Origin of the sequence: Streptomyces formicae (genome assembly GCF_002556545.1) — a bacterium.
In the GTDB taxonomy this organism is placed as follows: domain Bacteria; phylum Actinomycetota; class Actinomycetes; order Streptomycetales; family Streptomycetaceae; genus Streptomyces; species Streptomyces formicae_A.
Genome location: NZ_CP022685.1, coordinates 9,367,415 through 9,392,546, shown reverse-complemented (window position 1 = coordinate 9,392,546; position 25,132 = coordinate 9,367,415). Strand labels below are relative to the sequence as shown.

The following is a 25,132-nucleotide window of genomic DNA, read 5'->3' as shown; positions in this document are numbered from 1 at the left end:
AGGCCGCTCGTCGCCGCGCCCTGAGCGGTGCCGGGGATCAGGTCGTCAGCAGCCGTGCGGCCACCGCGGCGCCGTCGGTGCGGAACGCCCCGGCGACCGCGGCCGCTCGCACCCGGGTCTCGGGGGCCAGGGCCACGCCGAGCGCGGCCGAGAGGGACTCGACAGCGGGGGTCGCGCCGTCGTGGGCCGCGCCGATGCCCAACTCGCCCACCCGAGAGGCGAAATACGGCTGGTCGCCACCCTGGGGGACCACCACCTGGGGCGCACCGGCCCACGTGGCCGTCGTCGTGGTGCCCGCGCCGCCGTGGTGGACGACGGCGGCCGCCCTGCGGAACAGCGCCTGATGGTTGGCCTCGCCGACGACGAAGCAGTCGTCCTGGTCGTCGACGAGCGCCAGGTCCGCCCAGCCCCGGGAGAGGACCGCGCGGCGGCCCCGCGCGCGGATCGCCTCGACGGTCGCTCTGGCGACGTCCCCCGGATCACGCATCGGGATGCTGCCGAAGCCCACGTAGACCGGGGGCTCCCCGGCGTCCAGGAACTTCTCCAGGTCGGCGGGGAGCGGGCGTTCGTCCGGCAGGACCCACGCGCCGGTCTGGACGACGTCGAGGTCGGCGGGCCGCTGCCAGGGGGCCAGGGTCGGGTCCGACGCCAGCCACGGCCGGTCGGTGAAGACGTGGTCGCGGATGGCGTCCAGAGGAGGCAGGCCGACCGAAGCCCGGTGGGTGTTGATCGCCTCGCCGAACACGTCCTGGACGTCCTGGGCGTCGCGTTCCCACAGTGCCTGATGGTCGGTCACGTCCGGCGCCAGGGGGCGGCCGGGACGCGGGATCGGCGGGTGGTGCGGCGAGGGCAGGCTGACCGGCTGGTAACTCGCGTACACATAGCGGCTGCCCAGCTTCTCGGCGGCCGCCCGCACCCCGGCCGCGGCGGGCAGGATCCCGGTCGCCACCAGTACGTCGCACCCTGGTGCCGTCGCGGTGACCTTGTCGTAGAACGCGGCGGTCAGTTCGGCCGCGCGCCGCGGCACGCCGCCCGCCGTCGGCGGCGTCTTCCCGGTCACCAGATCGCGCACGGACTGACCGGTCGGCACCATCTCCACGCCGACGCCGGCGAGGCGCCCGGAAAACTCCTCGTCAGGCGGTGCGCACACGCGTACCTCCGCGCCGATTTCCCGCAACCGCACCGCGAGTCCCACCAGCGGTTCGACTCCCCCGCGCGAGTCATAGGCGGACAACAGCACACGCATGCGTACTCTCCCTTGCTCAAGTAGCGTTCCCGGAGCGCCCCCGCGCCCCTGACGGCGGCGTGGCTACGGCGCCATCTCGTACGTACCCGCCAGCGCCTCGACCCGCTCCCAGACCCGCGCCGAGCGCGCCTCGTCGACGACCGGTCGCCGGACGGCTCCCAGGGCCCAGTCCTGCTGCGCCGACGTCGCGGAGTCCTTGCCGTGCAGCTCGACCGCGTGCGCGGAGAAGTCTCGCACGAGGACGGCGAAGAGCTCGTCGAGGACGTCCTGCTCCAGGCCGGTCAGGCGCGCCTGCTCGAGGATCAGCTGGCCGTGCACGACGAGCGCGAACAGCTGGCCGACGGCGAGCAGCAGGTCGAGGTCGCGGCTCTGCTCCTCGTCGGGGGCCGCGGTGGTGACGAACTCGCAGAGCGCGTCGGCCTGTTCGCGGAAGCGGGCGACGTTGGGGACCTCGGCGTACGCGTCGTACGCGGTGCGCCAGTCGTGGAAGCGGATGGCGCCGAGGCCCCTGGCAGGGCCCTGCCGGAAGAGGAAGTCGTCGTCGGCCGCGTCCAGGCGGGTGGGGACCGGCTCGTACGCGGCGGGGGCGAGGAGGTGGTTGCCCATGAACTTGAGGATCAGGGCGAGGTTGACGTGGACCGTGCCCTCCAGCTTGGGCAGACCGCGGATCTCGACGGCCGCCTGCGCGAAGTAGTTGTCCTTCTCGAAGCCCTTGGCCGCGATGACGTCCCACATGAGGTCGATGACCTTCTCGCCCTCGGTGGTCACCTTCATCTTCGTCATGGGGTTGAAGAGGAGGTAGCGGCGGTCGTCGGGCCCTGCCGAGCGGAAGTAGTCCACGGCGCGGTCGCTGAACAGCTTCATGCCGACGAGGCGGACGTAGGCGTCGGTCAGCTCGCGGCGCACGTGCGGGAAGGCGGTCACGGGGCGGCCGTAGAGGATGCGGCCCGTGGCGTGGGTGACGGCCTCGTACATCGCGTGCTCGCAGATGCCGATCGAGGCGGTGCAGAGGTTGAACTTGCCGACGTTGACCGTGTTGAGGGCGGCGTCGAAGGCGGCGCGGCCGGTGTGCAGGACGTCCGCGGCGGCGACCGGGTAGTCGTCGAGCCGGAACTCGCTGACGTACTTCGAGGAGTCGACGACGTTCTTCACCAGGTGGTACGCCTCGTGGCGGCTGTCCGCGGCGAAGAAGACGTAGCCGTCGGGGCCCTCGACGTCGGTGCGGCGGCCGAAGACGGAGACGAGCCCGGCCTTGTTGCCGTTGCCGATGTAGTACTTGGAGCCACTGGCCAGGAAGCCGCCGTCGCCGTCGGGCGTCAGGAGCATGTCGGTGCTGTAGATGTCGGCGCCGTGGGACTTCTCGGAGAGGCCGAAGGCGAACACCTCACCCTGGGCGAGGAGTTCGGCCGCGCGGGCGCGGGCGGCGGCGTTGTCGCTCTGCCAGACCGGTCCGAGGCCCAGGATCGTGACCTGCCAGGCGTACCAGTAGTCGAGACCGTAGAAGCCGAAGATCTCGTTGAGGGCGGCGATCCTCGCGGTGTCCCAGCGCTTGTCCTCCTGCCCCTCCTCGGCCACGGAGGCCGGGGTCAGGAAGGTCGCGAACAGCCCCTCCTTGGCGGAGAACTCCAGGAAGTCCGCCAGCCAGGCGCGCGAGCGGTAGTCCTCGATCAGCCTGCGCTTGCCGCGCGCCTCGAACCAGTCGACGGTGGCGCGCAGCAGCCTGCGCGTCTCGGGGTCGAAGTGGGTCGGGTCGTAGGTGTGGGGGTTGAACAGCAGCGGGTCGGCCATGGTCGGTCGCCTTTCCGGCTCGGGAGGTTGTGTGACAGGGAGGGGGTGTGAGGGGGACAGGCCGGACTGGGGTTCAGTGCCCGGGAGCGAGCCCCTTGAGCGTGGCGAGCACGTCGTCGAGCCAGGCGACGGTCATCCGCTCGTACGCGATGCCGCCGCGCAGCACGACGTGCTGGAGCTCCCGCCCGGCGTCGGGCGCGTCGGGGACCGGGGCCTGCGGCCCCGTGAAGTCGCGCCGCTCACCCGCCAGATAGCGCGCGAGCCGGTCGGCGTGCGTCTGTCTGTAGCGCTCCACCTCGCGGATGAGCGCGGCCGGGTCGTCGAAGGCCGCGCCGCGGATCTTCACGGCGAGTTCGTGCCGGACGCTCTCCGGCTCGATCGGCTCATGCAGCCACCGGGAGAGCGCGGCCCTGCCGAGGGCCGCGACGGAGTACTCCTTCTTGTCCGGCCGCTCCTGCTGCGCCACCTCACGGACGTCGATCCATCCTTCGCCCTCCATGCGCTTGAGCACGCGGTAGATCTGCTGGTGCGTGGCGGCCCAGAAGTACCCGATGGACCGGTCGAACCGCCGGGCCAGCTCATAGCCGGAGCCCGGCTTCTCCAGCAGGGAGACAAGGATCGCGTGCTCGAGCGCCATGCCCGAATCCTTCTATGCAACTTGTTGCATAGACAAGTGGCGCCGGACAGGTGAGACACGGCTCACCTGGAAGGTGTCCCGTTACCCGGCGTACGGCCCATTGGCCGCGCGGGTCGCGTGCGGGTCGGCGCCCGCGGGGACTTCGTAGATCGTCCCGTCGACACCCGACCGGTAGAGCTTGCCCGCCGAGAAGCCCCGGTCGCCGCGTCCGTAGGTGATCTGCGTGGACAGGTGCAGTCCCGACTCGACGGCGCACAGGGCGCCGTCCTCCACCCGCCAGATCTGGCCCGCCCCGTGCGTGGCGACGAGCGGGCGCCCCGCGCTGTCGAGGGTGAGGCCGTCGGGGAGGGCGAGGACGTCGGCCGGGGCGGTCGAGACCCAGCGTCGGGGGCGGGCCGGATCGTCGAGGGGAATCCGGTACAGGCCGGGGGCGACGGTGGTCTGGACGACGTAGACCTGCTTCCCGTCCGGGGAGACGGCGATCCCGTTGGGCTGGGGCACCTTGGACCAGGCGGGGTCGACCCGCCCGTCCGGTGTCACGCGGCCGATGTTCCGGCCGCCCAGGGTCGTGGTGTAGACGGTGCCGTCGGCCGCGAGGGCGATACCGTCGATGCCGCCGAGTCCGGACGCGTAGGTGCCGACCTCGCCGGATTCGGGGTCGACGAGCAGCAGTTCCGAGGACGGGAAGGCGTCGCCGGTGAGCGAGTGCGCGAGGTCGTTGCCGGTGCCGACGAGGAGCTTGCCGTCCTCACGCACGACGATCCCGCCGTTGGCGCCCACGTCTCCGGTGAGCGGCACGGGGGTGCGGCCCGGCGCGTCGATGCGGTAGACGCGGCCCGTGAAGTACGCGGTGGCGAACATCCGGCCCCGCTCGTCGACGGCGATCGACTCGACCCAGTCGGGCAGGTGCGCCACCCGCACCGGCGGCGCCGATCCGGTGGCCGCGCAGGCCGGTGCGGCGTGCGCGGGGGCCGGTGCGAGGACTCCCGCGACCGCCGCGGCGATCAGGACGAGTCCCGCCGCGGTGCCGCGCCTCGGTCGGCGTGAGCCGCTGCGGAGCCTCGCGCTCGCCTTCACCTTCATCGATTGCCCTCCGTCGTCGGGGTGATCGGCCTGCCCGGCGAAGTATCGGCTCCGCGAACCGACCGCGCCATGACAACGCGACGATCTCCTCCGACCCGCTACCATGTAAGCCATGCAAGCCGAGAGAGACTCTTACGAAATCCGTCCCGGGGTGCCGTCCGTCGAGACCTTCCGCCGACTGCGCACCGACGCGGGCCTCTCCGACAAGGCCCCCGAAGCCGTCGCACTCGCGCTGCCGAACACGTGGTACGGCGTGGTGCTCCACCACGAGGGCGAGCCGATCGGCATGGGCCGGATCATCGGCGACGGCGGCACCGCCTTCCAGATCGTCGACATCTGCGTCCACCCCGCGCACCAGGGGCGGGGGCTCGGTGGCCGGATCATGGCCGCGCTCACCGAGGAGCTCGAACGCCGGGCGCCCGACACCGCGTACGTCTCGCTCATCGCGGACGGCCCCGCGCGCTACCTGTACGAGAAGTTCGGCTTCGCCGACACCGCCACGCACGACTCGATCGGCATGTACCGCTCGATGCGCGCGAGTTGACGCGCACGAGGACGCGAGTGAGCCGGAACGAGGCGATCAAGACAAGCCAACCGGGGCCGCCCGGACCGCCCGTCGGCGGAATCGGGCTGCGCCGAAAGGATTCGGCAGGCAGCATGGCGCCATGCCGGATCTCGTGTGGGACGACGTCAGGGACCTCTTCGACCCCGAGGTGATGGGGGCCCTGCCGGATGTGTCCGTGCCGGGGACGTCGGTGGCGGACTGGCAGGCGGTGTTCGATCTGGTCCGGTCGAGCGGCTGGCCGTGGGAGTACCTGGAGGGCGGCGTCGCGGGACAACTACCGCCCGCGGCGGAGGTCCTGGCGCGTCCCGACGACGCCGATACGGCCGTCCTGCGGGTCTGGCCCGCCCCCGAAGTCCTCATGATCTTCCGCCCGGTGTCCGCCGACGAGATCGCCTTCGACATCGACCTGCGCGAGTTGCAGGGCCAGGGCGGGGTGGACCTCCTGTGCGCCTTCCTCGCCTCGGTCGGCCGCCGCCTGGACAAGCCGGTGACGATGACCGCCGAGGGCGACTACGAGAACCCCGTCCTCGGCTTCGTCCCCTCGGCCGACGCCGTGATGCTCCTCGCGGACTCGCGGCTGAACTGACCGACGCGGGCTCTCCGCCCGGGCCCGAGCAGGTTGGTCCGCACCAACTCCTTGACGGGACATCGGGGGCTGCCTTAAATCAAGTACTGAACAAAGTGCCGCGAGAGATTGCCCGCCGCGTTCAGTTCTCGACACTGGCTTGTCATGCGCATGCCCTTACGGCATGACCGTCACCGCCCCCCACGCGAAGCGATGTGATGACAGTGCACCCCTCCCCCTCCTCCTCTCCCTCCCCCACCCTCTCCTCTCCCCCCTCCGCCCTCTCAACTCGCCGCCGACGTAACCAACTTGGTGCGCTCGCCGTGGCCTGCGGCGTCCTCGGCATCGCCGCGCTCCCCACCGGAGCCTCCGCGGATTCCGCACCCCGCTCCCCCACCGCCACGTCCAGGGCCGCCACGTTCACCGACGACTTCAACGGCCCCGCGGGGGCGGCGGTCGACGGCGCGAAGTGGCAGATCGAGACCGGCGACAACGTCAACAACCACGAACGGCAGTACTACACGGCGGGCAACCGCAACGCCGCGCTCGACGGCCAGGGCAACCTGGTCATCACCGCCCGCAAGGAGAACCCGGGCAACTACCAGTGCTGGTACGGCACGTGCGAGTACACCTCGGCCCGACTGAACACCGCGGGCAAGTTCACCCAGACCTACGGCCACGTCGAGGCCCGGATGAAGGTGCCGCGCGGTCAGGGCATGTGGCCCGCGTTCTGGATGCTCGGCGCCGACATCGGTGACGTGGGCTGGCCGAACAGCGGCGAGATCGACGTGATGGAGAACGTCGGCTTCGAGCCGGGCACCGTGCACGGCACGCTCCACGGCCCCGGCTACTCCGGCTCCGGCGGCATCGGCGCGGGCTACACCCTGCCGGGCGGCGAGGCGTTCGCGGACAAGTTCCACACCTTCGCGGTGGACTGGTCGCCGAACAAGGTCACGTGGTCCGTCGACGGCACCGTCTACCAGACCCGCACCCCCGCCGACCTCAACGGCAACCGCTGGGTCTTCGACAAGCCGTTCTTCCTGATCCTCAACCTCGCGGTCGGCGGCTACTGGCCGGGCGACCCGGACGGTAGCACCACGTTCCCGCAGCGGCTCGTCGTGGACTACGTCCACGTCTCCACCAACAACGCTGCGGCGCCGAAGAGTTGACCCGAGGACCCGCGCTACGCCCTCAGGCTTCCCGGGAGCGCGCGTCGTCCGCGCGCTGCCGGGACGCGAGGACGTGCGCGGCCTCGCGGGTCGCCGGATACAGGTCCAGATAGAGCCCGTAGAGCTCGTCGTAGACGGCCGAAGTGGTGGGATCAGGGGTGACCACGTCGACCGTCGGGTTCCAGTGCGCGATGTCACCGGGCCCGGCGAGCCCGGCACCGACGGCCGCGAGGAACGCGTCGCCGTACGCGGCACCGACGGTGTGCCTCGGCAGGTGCTGCGGGCGCCCGGTGACGTCGGAGACGATCCGCGTCCACAGCGCGCGGGCGCCGCCGCCGACCGCGACCAGGCGTTCGGCGGTGGCGCCCGCCTCGCGCATGGCGGCGAGATTGTGCCGTACGCCGTACGCGATGGCCTCCAGCGCCGCCCGGTACAGATGCCCCCGCCCGTGCCGCAGCGTCAGACCGTGCACGAGCCCACGGGCGTCGGGGTCGAAGAGCGGGGTGCGCTCCCCCGCGAAGTACGGCAGCATCACGAGCCCTTCGGCGCCGGGCGGTACCTCACCGGCCTCCGCCGTGAGTTGCTCGTACGACGAGCCGGTCAGGTCCCGCAACCACCCGGTGACCGCACCGGACGTCGCCATGCCCGCCGCGAGGCAGTAGGTGCCCTCGAACGCACCCGCCGTGCCCCACAGGCGCGGGCTGGTCAGCGGCTTCGCGAGGATGCCGACGACGAACATCGTCGTGCCGTACATCAGCATGAGGTCACCCGGGGCGGCGACGCCGACGCCCGCCGCCTCCGCCCAGGCGTCGACGGTGCCCGCGACGACGGGAGTGCCCGCGGGGATGCCGGTGAGGGCCTCGGCGTCGCGGGTCACGCCGCCCACGACCGTGTGGGGCCAGACCAGTTCGGGCCACTGGAGGCCCGGCGCGATCTCGTCGCAGCGCTCGTCGATCCAGGCGTGGGCCGCCAGATCGTACAGCGGAGTGCACTGGCTCGCCGAGTGGTGGTCGAGGACGTACCGCCCGGTGAGCCGGTGCACGAGGTACGAACTGGCCATGTACCAGCGGCTCGTGGTCCCGTACGCCTCGGGCTCGTGCCGCCGCAGCCACGCCAGCTTCGGGCCGATCGCCTGACTGGTCAGGGGTGAGCCGCAGCGGCGGATGATCTCCTCGGGGCCGTAGCGCTCGTTCTGCTCGGCGATCTCGTCGACGGCCCGGGTGTCCACGCCGTACAGAATCGCCGCACGCACCGGCCTGCCCCGCGCGTCCGCGGGCAGCAGACAGGGCCCGATGCCGCTGACCCCGACCGCCGCGAGGGACTCCCCCGGGGGCACCTGCCTCGTCAACTCCCTCGCCAGGGAGCGGAAACCGTCCCACCACACCACCTCCGCGTCGTGCTCGAACCAGCCGGGATGCGGCGTGGCCGTCGCGTGCTCATGCTGTGCCCGGGCCACGATGGTGCCGTCGGCCCTGGCCAGGACGCCCTTGGCGGAGGACGTGCCGATGTCGATGCCGAGCAGCAGGCCGGGGGCGGTGGCCGGGGTCGTGGTCACGGGGTCCTCCGGTGCGATGCGGCGGGTCGGCGGGCGCGTTCGAGCTCGGGTGCCGGGAACGGCGTCCGCTTGCTCTCGGTGAGGAGACGGCGGTGGAAGGCGTTCAGGACCAGGGCGGTGCGGGCGTGCCGTTCGATGATGGCCGCGGTAGCGGGCGGAATGCCATCCGGGCGCCGGGCCGCGATCCAGTCGCGCAGGAAGGTGTCGCGGTCCGCCTCGCCCCGTACGCCGTCGAGCAGGTAGTGGTTGAGCAGGAAGGTGGCGGTGTGGCAGTGGTCGTACGCGAGGTGGTCGGTGAGGAAGCGGCTCTCTTGCGGCGACAGGTCGAAGTCGGCGCTCAGGGCGAGGCCGAAGTCGGCGAAGTAGAGGAGGTGGCCGTCGGTCAGGACGTTGGCGAAGTGGGCGTCGAAGTGGACGAGTCCGCGGGAGCTCATGAAGGCGGCGCCACGCGTGAGTTCCTCCTCGACCCAGGTGTGGGGCCGTGGCCGGGGCGAGCCGCCGCTCCCTGTCCGGTCGTCACCGCCGGGGGCGGCCAGCCATCCGGCGAGGGTGTGCGGCACGTGTTCCAGGAAGAGCACCAGGCTGAACGAGGCGTCACCGATGGCCTCCAGGCGGTCGCGGACGGACGGTGACCCTTCCCAGTGCGCGACGGCCCCTGCCACGCCCCCGAACTCGTCGGTGAACCCTTCGGGAGGGGTGTCGGGCAGGATCCGCCAGTGGTACATCAGCGGGAACCCCGCGTAGGCGTCGCCGAGAACCCAGTGGGTGGTCATGGTGTGCGCGGCGAGCTCCCGCCAGGCGCCGAACCCGGCCGATCCCACTCCGTACTGGTAGAAGGTCGGCAGCCCGAAGACGTTCGCCGTGGAGCGCGCGTTCTCCGGCCGCAGCTCGACGTCCGTCATCGGGACCCGCTTGACGAAGACCCGCGTCCCCGCGACGTCCAGCTCCGCCGCTCTTCCGCCGATGCCCGTGCCGAGCGGAGTGGCGGCCGCCACGGCCTCGCCGATGCGGCGGTCGCTCATCAGGGCGAGCCGGGTGCCCACCGTCTCGTAGCGGGCCAGGCGTGCGGCGCGCAGCGGACTCTGCTCAGGCATGGATGATCCGAACTCCCCCTGGTCGACGCGGCGTTGCTACCGCCCTCGGCCCGCGCCGGCGCGGCATCAGCGACAGGCCGTGTCCGGCCGCGGCAAGGTGATCCAGTAGCGGCGCTTGACCCCGGCTTCGGTGTCGCGCACGTCTTCGAGGACGCCGCCATTGCTCTCGATGGTGCGCGCCGAACCGACGTTGCCGTCGTCGCAGGTGAGGAGAACCCGGTCCAGACCGAGCGCGGGCGCCTTTTGCAGCACCGCCCCCAGGGCCCACGAGGCCAGTCCGCGCCTCCTGGCGAAGGGCCGCACACTGTAGCCGATGTGTCCGCCGCCTTCTAGCAGAAAGGCGTTCAGGTAGTGCCGGAGATCGATGGCCCCTAGGTACGTCTCGCCCTCGACGATCCACCAGTGGGTGGCGTGGACACTCGCTTCTCCGACCGGCAGCGAGCGGTCCGACTGCCGACGCAACCGCTCGACCCACGAGGCGAACCCCGCCGCGCTGTTCAGGTCGCCGTCGCCGACCAGGCGCAGACCGGCCCCGTCCTGGTGAGTGCCCGGCTGCCACTCGTCACGCGCCGTGAGCCACGAGGAGTGCAGCCGCCCCGTGGGAGCGATCAGTTCAGCCATGCGGCGGACGATAACACTCGCGCTCCCGCCGTAATCAAGCGTTATGGCCGCTCCGCCAGGCGTCGGCCGAGGCCGTCCAGGAGTGCGTCGAGGCCGAACGCGAAGGTGTCGTCGGGGGCGGACGCGTAGGCGGTGGCGGCAGTACTGTCCAGGCGGGCGCACAGCCGCGGATAGTGCCTGGCCACCTCCTGGGCTTTGGACATGACGTCCTGGAGTTGTTCCTCGGCGGTGGTCGAATCGTCGGCCCGTTCGAGTTTGCGGGCGAGGGAGGCGGTCGCGGCAGCACCCGCCGCGTTGCCCAGGACGTAGGTGAAGACGGCCCCGGTGGCGCGGTCCGCCTGGTCCGGTGTGAAGCCCGCGGTTTCGAAGATGGCCAGGAAGTGGTCGTCGTGGCGAGCCTTGCCGTCGCCGTAGACGACGTGCGCGGCGAGGGCCTGCACCAGCCACGGGTGCCGGGTGAACATTCCGTACAGGTCCGTGGCCATGGCGACGGCGGCGCCCCGCCAGTCGACCGCTTCGAGATCGGGGAGCGCGAGTTCGCTCCACACGCGGTCGGTGGCGAGCAGGACGAGGTTGTCCTTGTTCTTGACGTGCCAGTACACGGCGGTGGCCGCGGAGTCGAGGCGCTTGCCCAGAGCACGCATGTTCAGGCCCTCGAGACCGTCGGCGTCGAGGAGGTCGACGGCGGTCCGGACGATCTGGTCGCGGGTGAGTGCGTCGCGTGGCATGACCTCACCGTACGCAGGCACTTGCACATAGTTCAAGAAGCCTCCGCCGCAGGTATTGCACTTAGTTCAAGAGGCGCCCTAGAGTCACCTCCGCCACCACCACTTGAACTAAGTGCAAGTACCTGCGGCGGGGATCGACCACCCACCCCGTACGCCGACGCGAAGGAGACCCCCATGCATGCTCTCGCCGCCGTCATGCAACTGCTCGTCGCAGTCGCCTTCCTCAGCATTCCGCTGGTCAGGCACCGCTTCGGCCCTGCCGCGACGGCCGCGGCCGTCGCCGAGCTCCGGCGTCAGGACGTGCGCGCGGAGGTGCTCGGGGAGAACGGGATCCGGTTCGACGCCGGTGGCCACGAGACCGCGGCCCCGGTCGCCGTCGCCGCGGTGATGACCGTGACCGCCGCGCTGAACTTCGCCGGTGCCGACGTGGCCCAGCTGCTGACCTGGATCTTCTCCTCGCTGGTGATCCTGATGAACGCGGTCATCGTGCACAGCAACCTCACCGCGGTGACGTCCGTCGAGGCGGCCTTCCGCCGCAAGGGCGACCCGGAGCTGGCCCGCGTCGAGGTCGCGCCGTTCCTGGCCGCCGCCGAGAACGCCTTCCCCGGCTGGGTGCGTGCGCAGACCTACGTCCGCAACACGATGGTCTTCGTGGGGTCGGCCGTCGCGCTGGTCGCGGTCTCGCTCGTCTGAGCCGTCGTCTGGTGCGCGGCCGCCCGCCCGCGCCGCCGGGTCCTAGCCGGTCTTCTTCCTGTCGAACCAGATCGTCGCCGCCGTCGGCACGAGTCCCGCCCAGAAGACGAGCTGCGGCACCGAGCGGTCCGTCCAGGGGATCTCCGCGATCAGCAGGGCGCAGAGCATGGCCCAGGCCGCCTGGGCCATGACGATGCGGGCCCAGCGGCCGCGGCGGATCAGGGAGCGGACGTTGAGCTGGACGCCCGCGCGCAGCCGCCGGTAGCGGCGCACGGCGCCGAAGGTCCAGATCGCGGCCATGACCACGAGGACCCAGAGGCGCTGGCCCACCGGAATGGGCAGCTCCGGACCGGGGTCGTCAGCGGAGGGGAAGAGGTTGACCATGGCGCCCGCCGCGAGGACGCAGATCACCGCGAGCCAGCGCGTGCCGCGCAGCAGGCGGTAGGTGGCGTGGTCGAGCTGCTGCCGCATGACCGGGGAGCCGGGGTCGGCGGCGAGCGCGTCCGCGTACAGGTCGGCGGCCTGGCCCGCGCCCACGCCCGGCGCCTCGGCGGCCCGCTTCGTCTGGCGGGCGAGTGCCTCGGCGTGCGTGGGGTCGATGCGGAGGATGGCCTCGTCGAGCTGCTGGGCGACCGTGCCGTTGCCCGCCATGCTCGCGATGCGGTGGGCGATCTCGTGGACGTAGACGTCCTCGGGGCCCAGGCGCAGTGCCTCCATGGCCAGTTCGGCCGCCTCGCCGGAGAGCCGGTCGATGTCCTGGGTGCTGAGCTGGCGGGCTCCGGACTCCTTGGCGTACCGGACCAGGGCGGCGCGCCACACGGCGTCGGCGAGCATGGCGTACGCGAACGGGTCCTGCGGGGCGATCCGGATCAGCTCGCGCAGGACGGGCTGGACGTGCAGCCAGCCGTCGTCGCGGACCATCGCCTGGGCGCTCAGCCTGAGCGCGCCGTAGTCCTCGGGGTCCAGCTTGAGCGCTTCGGCCGCCGCCTCCTTCGCCTGCTCCGCACGATCCGTGTTGAGGTGGCAGTAGCCGATGCTGACCCAGGCGCGTATGTCGCCGGGGTCCTCCGCGAGACGGCGGCCGAGCAGGGCTCCGGCCTGGTCGTAGCGTTCGAGTTCGAGCAGCGCCCTGGCCTGCTCGACGGTGGGGTGCAGCGTGCTCACAGCTTCCGCTTCTTCTTCAGGTAGGTGATCAAGTCGTCGTACGTGCCGCCGTCGTTCGCGTACATGGCGACGTTGCGCGCGGTGGCGAACCACGGCTCGGAGGAGGGCGCGGTCTGCTTCGCGGCGCCCAGCAGGTCCTTCATGCCGATCATGCGGACCGTGCCGGTGCGCGCCGAGTCGAGCAGCGCGGTCTCCGCCGCGGCCTCGCACACGTGGGCGAGGTCGGCGCCCGAGAGCCCTTCGGTGGCCTTGACGAGCTTGCCGAGGTCGACGTTCTCGACGGGGCGTTCCCTCAGGTGGTAGCGGAGGATCGCCTCGCGGGCCTGGGCGTCGGGCGGCAGCACGAGCAGGGTGCGGTCCAGGCGGCCTGGCCTGCGCAGCGCGATGTCCACGTCCCAGGGGACGTTGGTGGCGGCGAGCACGAACACGCCTTCGTTGGCCGCGGAGTCGATGCCGTCCAGCTCGGTGAGGAGCTGGTTGACGGTGTTGCGCAGACCGCTGTGCTGGGTGCGGCTGCGCTTGGCGCCCAGCGCGTCCAGCTCGTCCAGGAAGATCACGCAGGGGGCCCGGCGGCGGGCGGTCTGGAAGATCTCGTGCATGTTGCGCTCGGAGTTGCCGATCCACATGTCGAGCACGTCGTTGACCGACACGGACAGGAAGCCCGCGCCGAGTTCACCGGCGATCGCCCGGGCGATGAAGGTCTTGCCGCAGCCGGGCGGCCCGTACAGGAGCAGTCCGCCGCGCAGGCTCTTGCCGTACAGCTTGCGCAGCTCGGGGTTGCGCATGGGCGCGAGGAACGCGGCCTCCAGGCGCTCCTTGACCTCCCGCATGCCGCCGACGTCGGCGAGGCGGATCGTGCCGGCGGCGTCGGGGCCGCTGACGTCCCAGGCGTCCGCGTCGCCAGGATCGCCGCTGCCGTCGGAGGCCAGGGGCGGCTCGACGAAGCGGGGCGGGAGCACGTCGCCGACCTGGTCTGCGGCGGCCCGCCAGTCGAAGCCGGTGCGGGGGTCGGGTGCCGGGGCCTGCGGCGCGGGGACGTCCGAGGCCGGAGCCCGGGGCGCCGGGGCGGGCGTCTGTTCTCCCGAGGTCGCGGCGGGCCCGCTCATGGCCCGCATCATCAGCGCCCTGACCTGTTCGTCCCCCGGCGCGTGCTGCAGCGCGACCGCCGTCTCCGCGACCGCGGCGTCCTGCCGCCCCTCGGCGAGCAGCAGCTCGGCCAGGTGCAGGCGTAGGGGTACGTCGCCGGGGGCCGCCTCGACGGCCGTGCGCAAGCTCTGTATGAGCGGGGAGTCCTCGGGCATGCGGCTACTTTATGTACATGCCGATCTTGGCCCCCTGCCGGGCCCGGTCCGGTCGCCGCACCCCAGCTCTCCCCTGTTCAGGATCATCAGGTTAGCCTTACCTGACTTTTCGGGGGGTGGGCTGTGGAAAGAGAGAGCGGAATGCACGACGACGCACGCCGGAGCGGGCGTGACGTCCTGCGGGGCGTGGTGGCGGGTGAGCGGCGGCGCGTCGCGGCGGGCTGTGTGCTCGGCGCCTCGCACCAGATCGGCGAGGCGCTCATCCCCGTCCTCATCGGCGTCATCGTCGACCGCGCGATCGTCCACCCCGACGTCGCCTCCTTCGCGCGCTGGGCCCTGGTCCTCGCCGTCGTCTACGTCTTCCTCTCCGGCGGCTTCCAACTCGGCTCCCGCGCCGGGGAGTACGCCAAGGAGTACGCGGCGCACGGCCTGCGGATGCGCCTGATGCGCCGGGTGCTCGACCCGCGCGGCGGCGCCTCCACGGGGCGGCCGCCCGGTGCCCTGGTCAGCGTGGCCACCGAGGACGCCCGGCGGGCCGGTTCGGTCGCCTTCGTGCTGCCGCTCGGCTTCTCCGCCGCCGTCGGCCTCGCGGCAGGAGCGGTCCTGCTGCTGCGCGCCTCGGTCCCGCTCGGCCTGCTCATCCTGCTCGGCACCCCCGTGCTCATGGGACTCGGTCAGCTGCTCGCCCGTCCGCTCGAACACCGCAGCCACGCCGAGCAGGAGCGCGCGGCCCACGCATCGGGCGTCGCCGCCGACCTGGTCGCGGGGGTGCGTGTGCTCCAGGGCCTTGGCGCGCAGCGCGCCGCGTCGGACCGCTACCGGCGCACCAGCCGCGCCTCGCTCGACGCCACGGTGCGCGCGGCGCGCGCCGAGGCGGTGCAGACCGGCCTGATGCAGGCGCTGACCGGCGTGTTCATCGCGCTGGTCGCCCTGGTGGGCGGGCGGCTCGTGCTGTCCGGCAGCATCGGACTCGGCGAACTGGTGGCGGCCGTGGGTCTCGCCCTGTTCATTCCGGGCCCGCTGCAGGTGATGTCGTGGATGGCCGCGGAGGTAGCCCGCTCCCGCGCCTCTGCGGGCCGCGTCGCCGAGGTGCTCGGCACGCCGGGGGACATCGCCGGGGCGGACGGTTCCGTCAGCGCCGGTGCCGACCACACCGGCTCCGCCGACGACGCACCGCGCGGCTCCCTCCGGCTGTCCGGGCTCGTCCACGAGGGGCTCGACGGCGTCGACCTGACCGTCGCCCCCGGCGAGTTCGTCGGCGTCGTCGTCACGGAACCGGCCCACGCCGACGCCCTCGTCCGCTGTCTCGCGCGCCGCGTGGACCCCGATGCGGGCCGCCTCGAACTGGACGGCGTGCCGTTCACCGACCTCGCGCCGCGCAGCCTGCGCTCGCGCGTCCTCGTCGCCGAGCACGGTGCCGAGCTGTTCGCCGGATCGCTCCGGGACAACATCACGGCCATCGGCGACAGCACCCACCCGGCAGCGGCCGCCGCGGGCGCCGACGAGGTCGCCGCGTCGCTGCCCGGCGGTCTCGACGCGCCGGTCGGCGAGCGCGGCAGGTCCCTGTCGGGCGGGCAGCGCCAACGCGTGGCACTCGCCCGCGCGCTGGCCGCCGACCGTGACGTCCTGGTCGTACACGACCCGACCACGGCGATCGACGCCGCGACCGAGTCCCGTATCGCCACCGGCATCCGGGAGCTGCGGCGCGGCCGCACCACCGTCCTCGTCACCAGCAGCCCCGCGCTGCTCGCCGTCGCCGACCGGGTCGCCCTCATCGACGGCGGCAGGCTCGCCGACGAGGCGCCCCACGAGGAACTGGTGCGGCGCAGCTCCCTCTACCGGACGGCGGTCCTCGCATGAGCGCGACATCCCGAGTGCAGGACACCGAGCCCGTCGAGCCGACCGGCTCCACCGAGCCCACCGAGCGCCCCGCACCGCGGGAATCGCCGGGCCTCTCGACCGCCCCCGCGACCGACCTACTGCCCACCGCCACCGGCCGCAGGACCCGCGCCGCCGCGCTCGAACTGCTGCGCCCCGACCGGAGTCTGGCCGTACGGTCGGGTCTCGTCCTGGTCGCCGCGACCGCCGTCGGGCTGCTCACCCAGCCCCTGCTCGGCCGGATCGTGGACCTGGTGACCGATGCCGCCAAGGGCACGGGCACCGTGTCGCCCTCCGTGCTGACACTGCCCGTCGTGCTGCTCGCCGTCGTGGCACTCGTGCAGGGAGCCGCGACCTCGCTGGGCATGAGCATGGTCGCCAAGCTGGGCGAGTCCGTCCTCGCCCGGGTGCGCGAGCGGTTCGTCGAACGGGCCCTGAACCTGCCCGCCGACCGCATCGAACGCGCGGGCGCGGGAGACCTCACCGCGCGCGTCACCGACGACGTGGCCCGCATGTCGGAGGCGGTGCGTTCGGCGCTGCCCGAGCTGGCCCGCTCGTCGCTGACGATCGTGCTGACCCTGGTCGCCCTCGCCGTGCTCGACTGGCGCTTCCTGCTCGCGGCGCTGCTCGCCGTACCCGTGCAGGCGTGGACCGCCCAGTGGTACGTCCGCAGGGCCGTCCCGCTCTACTCGCGCCAGCGCGTCGCGACCGGCGCGCAGCAGCAGCAACTCCTGGAGACGATCGGCGGGGCCGACACCGTGCGCGCCCACCTCCTGGAGGACGAGCACACCGAGCGCGTCGCGGACCGCTCCCGCGAGGCGGTCGGCCTGCGGCTGCGCGGCGTGCGCCTGGTGCTCGGGTTCTACGGGCGGCTGCACATCGGCGAGTACATCGGTCTGGTCGGCGTGCTCTTCGCCGGGCTCGTCCTGGTCCGCGAGGACGCCGTGTCGGTGGGCACCGCGACGGCCGCCGCGCTCTACTTCCACAATCTCTTCGGGCCGATCAACGCAGCCCTCGTCCTGCTCGACGACGCCCAGTCCGCGACCGCGGGCCTGGCCCGGCTCGTGGGCGTCACGGATCTGCCCGTGGAGAGGGAGACCGAGCGCAAGGCCGTGCGGGGAACTGCCGAGGCCCCTGACGACGCCTTCGTCTCCGTCCACGCCGTCAGCCACTCCTACACCACCGGCACCCCCGTCCTGCACGACGTCGACCTCGCCCTGCGCGAGGGCGAGCACGTCGCGCTCGTCGGCACCAGTGGCGCGGGCAAGAGCACCCTCGCGCGGATCCTCGCCGGGGTGCAGCCGCCCACGCACGGCCGTGTCAGGGCGGCGGACCGTGCCGACGGCAGGCCCGCGGCCGTACTCGTCTCGCAGGAGCTGCACGTCTTCGCCGGAACGCTCGCCGACGACCTGCGCCTGGCGAAGCCCGGCGCGACGGACGAGGAGCTGCGGGCGGCGCTCGCCACCGTCGACGCGCTGGCCTGGGCCGAAGCGCTGCCGGACGGTCTGGAGACCGTCGTCGGTGAGGGGGCGCGGAGCCTCGACGCGGCCAAGGCCCAGCAACTGGCCCTGGCCAGGCTGGTGCTCGCCGACCCGCTCGTCGCCGTACTCGACGAGGCGACGGCGGAAGCGGGCAGCGCGGGCGCGCGCCTCCTGGAGCGGTCGGCGCGGGCGGCGCTCGACGGGCGCACCGCGCTGATCGTCGCCCACCGCCTGACGCAGGCCGCCACGGCCGACCGGGTCGTGGTCCTCGAACACGGCAGGGTCGTCGAGAGCGGTCCGCACGAGCGGCTCAAGGACGCGGGCGGGGCCTACGCCACGCTGTGGGCCGCCTGGTCCGGCGAGCGCGACGCCGCCCCGGCCCACGACGGAGGCTGAGCGGGCGGCCCGGCCCGGGGGCCGTCCCGTCAGCTTCCGGCGAGTTCGCCGCTGAGCCTCCCGTGGATCCGGGCGCTCGGCTCGTTCAGGCCGACGATCTCCACGGTCTTGCCGCGCTGGGCGTACTTCGTCTCGATGGCGTCCAGCGCGGCGACCGACGAGGCGTCCCAGATGTGGGCGGCGGACAGATCGATGACGACCTTGTCGGGGTCACCGGCGTAGTCGAACTGGCCGACGAGGTCGTTGGAGGAGGCGAAGAAGAGCTCCCCGGTGACAAAGTGGACGACGCTGCCCCCGCCGGGGTCGGTGACCGAGGTGACGTGCGCGAGGTGGGCGACGCGCCGGGCGAAGATGACCATCGCGGTGACCGAGCCGACGACGACACCGACGGCGAGGTTGCCGGTGGCCACCACGCAGACCACGGTGACGACCATGACGGCGATCTCACCGGCCGGCATCCGCTTGAGCGTCTTCGGGGCGACGGAGTGCCAGTCGAACGTCGCGCACGACACCATCACCATCACCGCGACCAGGGCGGCCATCGGAATGTCGGAGACGACGGGCCCGAAGGCGATGCAGAGCACCATCAGGAACGTCCCCGCCAGGAACGTGGAAAGGCGGGTGCGGGCGCCGGAGACCTTCACATTGATCATCGTCTGGCCGATCACGGCGCAGCCGCCCATGCCGCCGAGGAAACCGGTGACGATGTTGGCGATGCCCTGACCGATCGACTCACGGGTCTTGGAGGAACGGGTGTCGGTGATGTCGTCGACCAGCTTGGCGGTCATCAGCGACTCCATGAGACCGACCAGCGCCATGGCCAGCGCGTAGGGGGCGATGGTCGTCAGGGTGTCCAGGGTGAAGGGCACGTCGGGCAGGCCGGGGACCGGCAGGGAGGACGGCAGATCGCCCTTGTCGCCCACGGTCGGCACCGCGATCCCCGCAGCGACCGTGATCACGGTGAGGGCGACGATGGACACCAGGGGCGCCGGAACCGCGCTACTGACCTTCGGCAGGAAGACCATGAGCGCGAGACCTGCCCCCATCAGCGGATAGACGGGCCAGGGCACGTCATGCATCTCGGGCACCTGCGCCATGAAGACGAGGATCGCGAGCGCGTTGACGAAGCCGACCATCACGCTGCGCGGCACGAAGCGCATCAGCTTGGCGACGCCGAGCGCGCCGAGGACGATCTGGAAGACACCGGCCAGGATGACCGCGGAGATCAGATAGCCCAGGCCGTGCTCGCGGTTGAGCGGGGCGATGACCAGGGCGACGGCGCCGGTCGCCGCGGAGATCATCGCGCGGCGCCCGCCGACGACCGAGAGGGTGACGGCCATCGTGAACGAGGCGAAGAGACCGATCGCGGGGTCGACCCCCGCGATCACGGAGAACGAGATCGCCTCGGGGATCAGGGCGAGCGCGACCACCAGACCGGCCAGGACCTCGGTGCGCCAGACCTTCGGATCGGACAGCCAGTCCGGGCGCAGGGCACGCAGCCGTACGGCGGCGGAACGCGTGGACGTGGACGGTGGGGAAGGAAGCACGTCACATACCTGTCGTGCTCGGGCACGACAGCGTGCGGGTGGGCGCGGGAAACGAACACCCACCCTACCCCGGGCCCCCGACCGCCCCGAGGGACACGTTCCGGCCCGCCGGGTCCGGCCTGGGTTTACCCCATCTACCTCAGAGGTTTACGCCCCATCTCCAACCGGGAGTTGACGCGACTCCTCCCCTCCCTACGTAGCTTTTCGCCCGTGGTGACGTGAACACCGGCGTACCCGTCGCGGGGGAGACAGGGATGGTCCATGACGTACGCGCATCGCACGACCTGTACCGGCAAGCCGCACAGATGGACATACACCCTCGGTTACGACCGGGGGTGCTCTGCTATCGGGGACACGGCGGGCCTCCCGCCGTCACCGAGCTGAGGCCCGACGCGGTGACCCTCCGCCTCGGCTTCGGCCGCACGGGGGAAAGGGAGTTCACCTCGTTCGTGGCCGGACTCTCCACCCACGCGCGGGCCGTCCCGCGCCCCGCCGAGTCGTGGGCCCTCGACGTCCTGCTCGAACCCTGGGCCGCCTTCGCGCTCTTCGGCACCGCCATGCACAAGATCACCGACTCCGTCGTGGCGCCCGGCCCCGTGCTCGGCACTCGCTTCCAGGCGCTCCACGGCGCGCTCGCCACCGCGACCTCGTGGCCCGAGCGCTTCGCCGTACTCGACCGGACGCTCAGCGGCTGGAGCACGACCGGGCAGGCTTGTTCGCCGGAGCTGGTGCGGGCCTGGCTGACGGTGCGCCGCACCGGCGGGACCGTGCCCATCCAGCACCTCGCCCAGCAGACCGGCTGGTGCTGGCGGCGCCTCGACTACCGCTTCCGTCAGCAGATCGGCCTGGCCCCGAAGACGGCGGCCCGCGTCGTCCGGCTGCGGCGCGCCCTGGTGCTCCTCGCGCGGGGCGGCGGGCTCGCCGACATCGCCGCACGGTGCGGCTTCAGCGACCAGGCCCACCTCAGCCGCGAGGTGAAGACGATGACGGGCCGCACGCCGGGGCAGTTGGTGGCCGCTTACGGCTGACGCGGTGACCGGTCGGCACGCGGTGCGAATTTCTTCAAGACCCATCGATGCGCCGAGAAGCAGGGTGGGACGCGCAGTTCCGAGTTCCCCACATGTTCCCAAGCAGAAGGAGGTGCACATGTTCGCATCGATAGAGTCGATGGGCAGCCGACTGCTCGGCCTGTTCGTCCCCTCCGTGGACGCGGCCGCCGCGGGTGACATCCAGAAGTGCTGGGGTGCCTGCTGGCAGTGCAACAAGCTGTACGGCCACAAGGACGGCAGGTGCAGCTGCAACGCGCCGTGCTGCGCCGTGGGCGGCGACCGCTACAGCTGTAGCTGCAACCAGTGCCCGTGACGTGACCCGATGAGCTGCCGGGGCGGGGCAGCGAACGCGCCCCGCCCCGGTACGCGAACGCACACAACTCCCGTTCGGACAGAGGGGATTCCGCGTGCCGTACGTGACCCTGGCGCTGCGATGCCTCATCGGCGTCGTGTTCCTGGCCTCGGCGTCGAGCAAGGTCGCCGGTCGTGGGCGCCTCCACGCGTTCAGGGCGTCCGTCGACGCCATGGGGGCCGTACCCGGGCCCTTGGTACCGCTGGTGGCGCGGCTCGTGGTCGCGGCCGAGTTCGCCGTACCGCTGCTCCTCGTACTCGCTCCGGCCCTCGGGTTCCCGCTGGCCTGCGGCCTGTTGGTCGCCTTCGTCGCGGGCATCGTCGGCACGCTGCGGCGTGGTGCGGCGGTCCCGTGCCGGTGCTTCGGCGCCTCCAGCAGACCGCTGGGGCGCGAACACGTGGTGCGGAACGTGCTCCTGGCCGGGTGCGCGCTGGTCGGTGAGGCCGGCGTACTGCTGTCCGACGGCGCCGCGAACGGCGGGGCGGCGATCGCCGCCGCCCTGTTCGCCGGGGCCTGCCTCGCGGGCCTCGTCATCCTGCTCGACGACCTTCTCGAACTGTTCCGTCCGGTACGGACACCGGTGCGCTGATCCGGCGCCCGCCTCAACGACCCAAGCGACCCCGCGACCCCGCGACCCAAGTGGCGAACGTCCTCAATTGGTTGGAGAAGCCATGCCGTTCCTGATCACAGCCGTCGTGTTCGTCGGTCTGCTCTGCACCCTGGACCTGATCCTCAGCCTGGGGGTCATCAAACGGCTGCGTGAACACACGGAGCTGCTCGGCGCGCTCAACGGGCGCGCCTCCCTCGGAGTCGGCGAGACGGTAGGTGACTTCACCGCCGTCGCCGTGGACGGCACGGAGGTCAGCAGGAGCGGCCTGACGGACGACACCCTGGTCGGGTTCTTCTCGCCCGGCTGTCCTGCCTGCGCCGAGCAGCTCCCCAAGTTCGTGGAGTTCGCCAAGGCCGTGCCCGGCGGCCGCGCCCGCGTCCTCGCCGCCGTCGTGGGCGACCCGCGGCGCACCGCCGATCTCGTGGCCCGGCTGAAGCCCGTCGCCCAGGTGGTGGCGGAGGGCCAGAACGGCGCCGTCGGCTCCGCCTTCGCCATCGCCGCGTTCCCCTCGATCCTCAAGGTCTCGGTCCAGGGCTCGGGCCACCCGATCGTCGCGGACGCCCGCGTCGACCTGGAACACCTGCCGTCCTCAGCGGCATGAGCGAAGGCGGTACTCCTCGGCTCCGGGCCCGTCACGTCGTCGCCGCCGTCTCCCTCAGCGCCCGTGCCGCGCCCGCCGCCTTCGCGGCGCACACCCTCCTGACGCTCCTCACCAGCGCTGCGCCGGTGGCATCGGCCTGGCTGATGAAGCTGGTCATCGACAACCTGGTCCACCACGGCCCGCGCGACACGCTCATCGCGCTCACCACGGGACTCGGCGCCGTGGGGCTGGTCGCCGCGCTGCTTCCCCAACTCCTGCAGTACCTGCGGGCGGAGCTCGACCGCGAGGTCGGACTGCTCACGCAGGAGCGGCTGTTCACGGCGACCGACCGGCAGGTGGGCCTCGCCCGGTTCGAGGATCCGCTGTTCCTCGACCGGCTGCGGCTGGCACAGCCCACCGCGGGCATGAACCCGAACAACGTGGTGTGCGGGTTCCTGAACGTCGCACGGTCCGCGCTCACCCTGAGCGGGTTCCTCGGCTCGCTCTTCCTGCTCGGCCCTGTCATGGCCGCGCTGCTCCTGCTGTCCGGGGTCCCGATGCTCGTCGCGGAAATCCAGTTGTCGCGGCGCAGGGCCCGGATGATCTGGGAGATCGGTCCGGTCGAGCGGCGGGAGTTCTTCTACAACGACCTGCTCTCGAGCGTGGCGGCGGCCAAGGAGATACGGCTCTACGGCATCGGTGCCTTCCTGCGCGGGCGGATGCTCGCGGAGCGCCGTACCGCCAACACCGCCAAACGGGCCATGGACCGCAGGGACGTCACCGTCCAGGCCGGTCTCGCCGCGCTCGCCGCGCTGGTCTCCGGCACGGGACTGGTGTGGGCGGCCGCGGCGGCGCAACGCGGCGTGCTGTCGGTCGGCGACATCACGATCTTCATCGCCGCGATCGCCGGAATGCAGGGCGCGCTCGCCACCGTCGCGAGCGAGATCGCCCAGTCCCACCAGGCGCTGCAACTGTTCGGCCACTACCTCGCCGTCACCAGGGCCGACCCCGACCTGCCGCTCGCTCCGGCGCCGCGCCCGCTCCCCGCGCTGCGTGACGGCATCACGCTCCAGGACGTGTGGTTCCGCTACTCCCCCGCGCACCCCTGGGTGCTTCGCGGGGTCACGCTCCATGTTCCGTACGGCGGTTCGCTCGCTCTGGTCGGCCTGAACGGCGCGGGGAAGTCGACCCTGGTGAAGCTCCTGTGCCGCTTCTACGATCCGACGAGGGGCGCGATCCTGTGGGACGGGACGGACATCCGGGAGGCCGATCCCACGGAGTTGCGGCGGCGGATCGGCGCCGTGTTCCAGGACTTCATGCACTACGACATGACGGCCGCCGAGAACATCGCCCTGGGCGACCTGGACGCGCTCGACGACGAGCCGAGGCTGCGGGCCGCCGCGCACCGATCCGGCATCCACGAGGCGCTGACCGCACTCCCCCACGGCTACGGCACGTTGCTGACCAGGACCTTCTTCATGACCTCCGACAGTGACCACGGCCCCGAGGAGGGCGTGACGCTCTCGGGCGGCCAGCGGCAACGCCTCGCGCTGGCCCGCGCGTTCCTGCGCCACCGCTGTGACCTCATGATCCTCGACGAGCCGTCGGCGGGCCTCGACGCCGCGGCGGAGCACGAGATCCACGCCTCCTTGCGGGAACACCGCAGGGCGCGCACGAGCCTGCTCATCTCGCACCGGCTGGGCACGCTGCGGGACGCCGACAGCATCGCGGTCCTGAGCGAAGGAAGAGTCGTCGAACAGGGCGACCACGCCGCGCTGTTGGCCTCCGGCGGCCGGTACGCCCGGCTGTTCAGCCTCCAGGCGTCGGGCTACCGCCAGGAGACGGAACCGAGCACGGCGGGGGCGGCCGACCAATGACCAGCCCGAGCCCGAAGATCCGGCGGGTCCTCGGCGCGGTCGGCGCCCTGGGCGCGGTGCTCACAGCCGCCGTACTCGCGCGCGGCGCGCTGGTCTCGGTGACGGTGCGGGGCCGGAGCATGGAACCCGCCTACCGCGACGGCGACCGCGTCCTGGTGCTGCGCCTGCGGCTGCGCACGAGCGCCTTCGCCACCGGACGGGTCATCGTCGTGGAACGTCCTGGTGCGGGCCACCGCTGGCCGGGGCCGCCGCTGGCCCCGGCCGCACGGGCCCCTGCCGTGGCCGACCGCCAGTGGATGATCAAACGCGTGGGCGCGACCCCCGGAGACCCACCCGGGCCGCCGCCGCTCCCCACGGGTCCAGTGCCGCCCGGCCACCTCGTCCTGCTGGGCGACAACCCCCACCACAGCGTCGATTCACGGCAGTTGGGCTACTTCCCCGTGACGCGCGTCCTGGGAGTCGTCCTGCGCGCCCGCCCCCGGGTCACGCGCCGGATCAGAAAGTGAGGTCGGCGGGGTGATCGGGACCGAGGAAGACCGCCACGCCCGACCCGCCGGGAGCGGGGTGGCCGACCTGCCGCCAGCCCAGGCGCCGGTAGAAGCGCACGGCGCTCTCCGCGCCGACGGACGTCATCAGCCAGGCGGCGCCCGCGGGGGCGTGCCGCGTCACCTCACCCACCAGTGCGGCGCCCAGGCCCGCGCCGCGCTCCTCCGCGCGGACGGCGACCTCGTCGATCTCCTGGCTCCCGCACAACCAGTCGGCCGTACGTCTCGGTCCCAGCGCGGCGGCGACCAGCGGATAGCTGCGGCCACCGGGGAAGGGTGACGGCGTGGTCCAGGCGGTACAGAAGCCCCTCATGCGACCCTTGCCACCCCCGCTGCCCTCGCCCTCACCGTCGCCCCCGTCGTCTCCCGCGAAGGCCGCCACGGCGAGGAATCCACTCCGGTCGGCGTCCAGCGCCAGTCGGCTCAGATAGGCGTCGGCGTGCGTGACGTCCTCGTGCCAGGGAGGCCCTCCGAAGGCATCGAGGTACACCGCGTGGATGGCCTCGCCGTGCGACAGGACCTCGCGCCCGGACAGCACGCGCGTACGCACCGGGCTCACCCGCCTCGCCTCGCCCGCTCCAGCGCCTCTCGACATGACTGCTCCCCCC

The 25,132-nt window shown here is 72.3% G+C and carries 24 protein-coding genes; 12 read left to right on the top strand and 12 right to left on the bottom strand.

The genetic code is table 11. The features are described 5' to 3' along the window. Positions 1-37: 37 nt before the first annotated feature. The 4 genes from KY5_RS40315 to KY5_RS40300 all read right to left on the bottom strand — a co-directional run bounded on the left by KY5_RS40315 (position 38) and on the right by KY5_RS40300 (position 4,754). Positions 38-1,246, bottom strand: coding sequence for a glycosyltransferase (locus KY5_RS40315; protein ID WP_098246830.1), 1,209 nt, complete (start codon positions 1,244-1,246; stop codon positions 38-40). Positions 1,247-1,309: 63 nt separating this feature from the next. Next, on the bottom strand, positions 1,310-3,034 hold the full coding sequence (locus tag KY5_RS40310) for an acyl-CoA dehydrogenase family protein (protein ID WP_098246829.1): 1,725 nt from the start codon (positions 3,032-3,034) through the stop codon (positions 1,310-1,312). Between the two features lie 73 nt (positions 3,035-3,107). After that, positions 3,108-3,671: a PadR family transcriptional regulator gene (locus tag KY5_RS40305; RefSeq protein ID WP_098246828.1), complete on the bottom strand. Its 564-nt coding sequence runs from the start codon at positions 3,669-3,671 to the stop codon at positions 3,108-3,110. 81 nt (positions 3,672-3,752) lie between these two features. Then, the gene (locus KY5_RS40300; RefSeq protein ID WP_098246827.1) at positions 3,753-4,754 is read right to left on the bottom strand and encodes an SMP-30/gluconolactonase/LRE family protein; all 1,002 of its coding nucleotides are present in this window, start codon (positions 4,752-4,754) and stop codon (positions 3,753-3,755) included. 112 nt (positions 4,755-4,866) lie between these two features. Here KY5_RS40300 and KY5_RS40295 point away from each other — a divergent pair, with 112 nt between their 5' ends. From KY5_RS40295 to KY5_RS40285, 3 genes are all read left to right on the top strand, one after another. Further along, a complete protein-coding gene (locus tag KY5_RS40295) occupies positions 4,867-5,298 on the top strand; it encodes a GNAT family N-acetyltransferase (protein ID WP_098246826.1) in 432 nt (143 codons plus the stop codon). Positions 5,299-5,419: 121 nt separating this feature from the next. After that, complete coding sequence (locus tag KY5_RS40290) at positions 5,420-5,905, top strand: hypothetical protein (RefSeq protein ID WP_098246825.1); 486 nt, start codon at positions 5,420-5,422, stop codon at positions 5,903-5,905. Positions 5,906-6,102: 197 nt separating this feature from the next. After that, positions 6,103-7,053, top strand: a complete 951-nt coding sequence (locus KY5_RS40285) for a glycoside hydrolase family 16 protein (RefSeq protein ID WP_098246824.1) — start codon at positions 6,103-6,105, stop codon at positions 7,051-7,053. A 22-nt stretch (positions 7,054-7,075) separates the two neighbouring features. On the opposite strand, the gene KY5_RS40280 is transcribed toward KY5_RS40285, so the two are convergent. The 4 genes from KY5_RS40280 to KY5_RS40265 form a co-directional block, all read right to left on the bottom strand. Next, positions 7,076-8,608, bottom strand: coding sequence for an FGGY-family carbohydrate kinase (locus KY5_RS40280; protein WP_098246823.1), 1,533 nt, complete (start codon positions 8,606-8,608; stop codon positions 7,076-7,078). Beyond that, positions 8,605-9,702: a hypothetical protein gene (locus KY5_RS40275; RefSeq protein WP_098246822.1), complete on the bottom strand. Its 1,098-nt coding sequence runs from the start codon at positions 9,700-9,702 to the stop codon at positions 8,605-8,607. The genes KY5_RS40280 and KY5_RS40275 overlap by 4 nt, the downstream gene beginning before the upstream one ends. A gap of 66 nt (positions 9,703-9,768) precedes the next feature. Continuing rightward, positions 9,769-10,323, bottom strand: a complete 555-nt coding sequence (locus KY5_RS40270) for a GNAT family N-acetyltransferase (protein ID WP_098246821.1) — start codon at positions 10,321-10,323, stop codon at positions 9,769-9,771. A gap of 41 nt (positions 10,324-10,364) precedes the next feature. Then, positions 10,365-11,051 (bottom strand): TetR/AcrR family transcriptional regulator, encoded by a 687-nt coding sequence (locus tag KY5_RS40265; RefSeq protein WP_098247821.1) that lies wholly within the window; start codon positions 11,049-11,051, stop codon positions 10,365-10,367. A gap of 174 nt (positions 11,052-11,225) precedes the next feature. Between KY5_RS40265 and KY5_RS40260 the strand changes: the two genes are divergently transcribed. Further along, positions 11,226-11,744: a hypothetical protein gene (locus tag KY5_RS40260; protein WP_098246820.1), complete on the top strand. Its 519-nt coding sequence runs from the start codon at positions 11,226-11,228 to the stop codon at positions 11,742-11,744. Between the two features lie 42 nt (positions 11,745-11,786). On the opposite strand, the gene KY5_RS40255 is transcribed toward KY5_RS40260, so the two are convergent. Both KY5_RS40255 and KY5_RS40250 read right to left on the bottom strand, forming a co-directional pair. Then, positions 11,787-12,908 carry a tetratricopeptide repeat protein gene (locus KY5_RS40255; protein WP_234363112.1) on the bottom strand — a complete coding sequence of 374 codons (1,122 nt, stop codon included), beginning with the start codon at positions 12,906-12,908 and terminating at the stop codon, positions 11,787-11,789. Beyond that, the gene (locus KY5_RS40250) at positions 12,905-14,209 is read right to left on the bottom strand and encodes an ATP-binding protein (RefSeq protein WP_098246818.1); all 1,305 of its coding nucleotides are present in this window, start codon (positions 14,207-14,209) and stop codon (positions 12,905-12,907) included. Before KY5_RS40250 ends, KY5_RS40255 begins: the two co-directional genes overlap by 4 nt. 141 nt (positions 14,210-14,350) lie before the next feature. On the opposite strand from KY5_RS40250, the gene KY5_RS40245 reads away from it, so the two are divergent. Together KY5_RS40245 and KY5_RS40240 are read left to right on the top strand one after the other, a co-directional pair. Continuing rightward, the gene (locus tag KY5_RS40245) at positions 14,351-16,069 is read left to right on the top strand and encodes an ABC transporter ATP-binding protein (protein ID WP_098246817.1); all 1,719 of its coding nucleotides are present in this window, start codon (positions 14,351-14,353) and stop codon (positions 16,067-16,069) included. Further along, entirely contained in the window at positions 16,066-17,964 is a 1,899-nt protein-coding gene (locus KY5_RS40240) for an ABC transporter ATP-binding protein (protein WP_098246816.1), read from the top strand. The genes KY5_RS40245 and KY5_RS40240 overlap by 4 nt, the downstream gene beginning before the upstream one ends. Positions 17,965-17,993: 29 nt before the next feature. Here the strand turns inward: KY5_RS40240 and KY5_RS40235 are convergent, their stop codons facing one another. Continuing rightward, positions 17,994-19,511, bottom strand: coding sequence for a SulP family inorganic anion transporter (locus KY5_RS40235; RefSeq protein ID WP_098246815.1), 1,518 nt, complete (start codon positions 19,509-19,511; stop codon positions 17,994-17,996). Positions 19,512-19,816: 305 nt separating this feature from the next. Between KY5_RS40235 and KY5_RS40230 the strand changes: the two genes are divergently transcribed. The 6 genes from KY5_RS40230 (at position 19,817) to KY5_RS40205 (ending at position 24,485) form a co-directional block, all read left to right on the top strand. Continuing rightward, entirely contained in the window at positions 19,817-20,539 is a 723-nt protein-coding gene (locus tag KY5_RS40230) for an AraC family transcriptional regulator (protein WP_159072726.1), read from the top strand. A gap of 118 nt (positions 20,540-20,657) precedes the next feature. Then, entirely contained in the window at positions 20,658-20,873 is a 216-nt protein-coding gene (locus tag KY5_RS40225) for a hypothetical protein (RefSeq protein WP_159072725.1), read from the top strand. 94 nt (positions 20,874-20,967) lie between these two features. After that, positions 20,968-21,501: a MauE/DoxX family redox-associated membrane protein gene (locus KY5_RS40220; RefSeq protein WP_098246812.1), complete on the top strand. Its 534-nt coding sequence runs from the start codon at positions 20,968-20,970 to the stop codon at positions 21,499-21,501. Positions 21,502-21,583: 82 nt separating this feature from the next. Continuing rightward, positions 21,584-22,123 carry a redoxin domain-containing protein gene (locus KY5_RS40215; protein ID WP_098246811.1) on the top strand — a complete coding sequence of 180 codons (540 nt, stop codon included), beginning with the start codon at positions 21,584-21,586 and terminating at the stop codon, positions 22,121-22,123. Continuing rightward, positions 22,120-23,979 carry an ABC transporter ATP-binding protein gene (locus tag KY5_RS40210; RefSeq protein WP_098246810.1) on the top strand — a complete coding sequence of 620 codons (1,860 nt, stop codon included), beginning with the start codon at positions 22,120-22,122 and terminating at the stop codon, positions 23,977-23,979. The genes KY5_RS40215 and KY5_RS40210 overlap by 4 nt, the downstream gene beginning before the upstream one ends. Then, entirely contained in the window at positions 23,976-24,485 is a 510-nt protein-coding gene (locus KY5_RS40205) for a S26 family signal peptidase (RefSeq protein ID WP_098246809.1), read from the top strand. The genes KY5_RS40210 and KY5_RS40205 overlap by 4 nt, the downstream gene beginning before the upstream one ends. Here KY5_RS40205 and KY5_RS40200 read toward each other — a convergent pair. Beyond that, a complete protein-coding gene (locus tag KY5_RS40200) occupies positions 24,475-25,119 on the bottom strand; it encodes a GNAT family N-acetyltransferase (protein WP_098246808.1) in 645 nt (214 codons plus the stop codon). The genes KY5_RS40205 and KY5_RS40200 overlap by 11 nt on opposite strands. Positions 25,120-25,132: the final 13 nt, after the last annotated feature.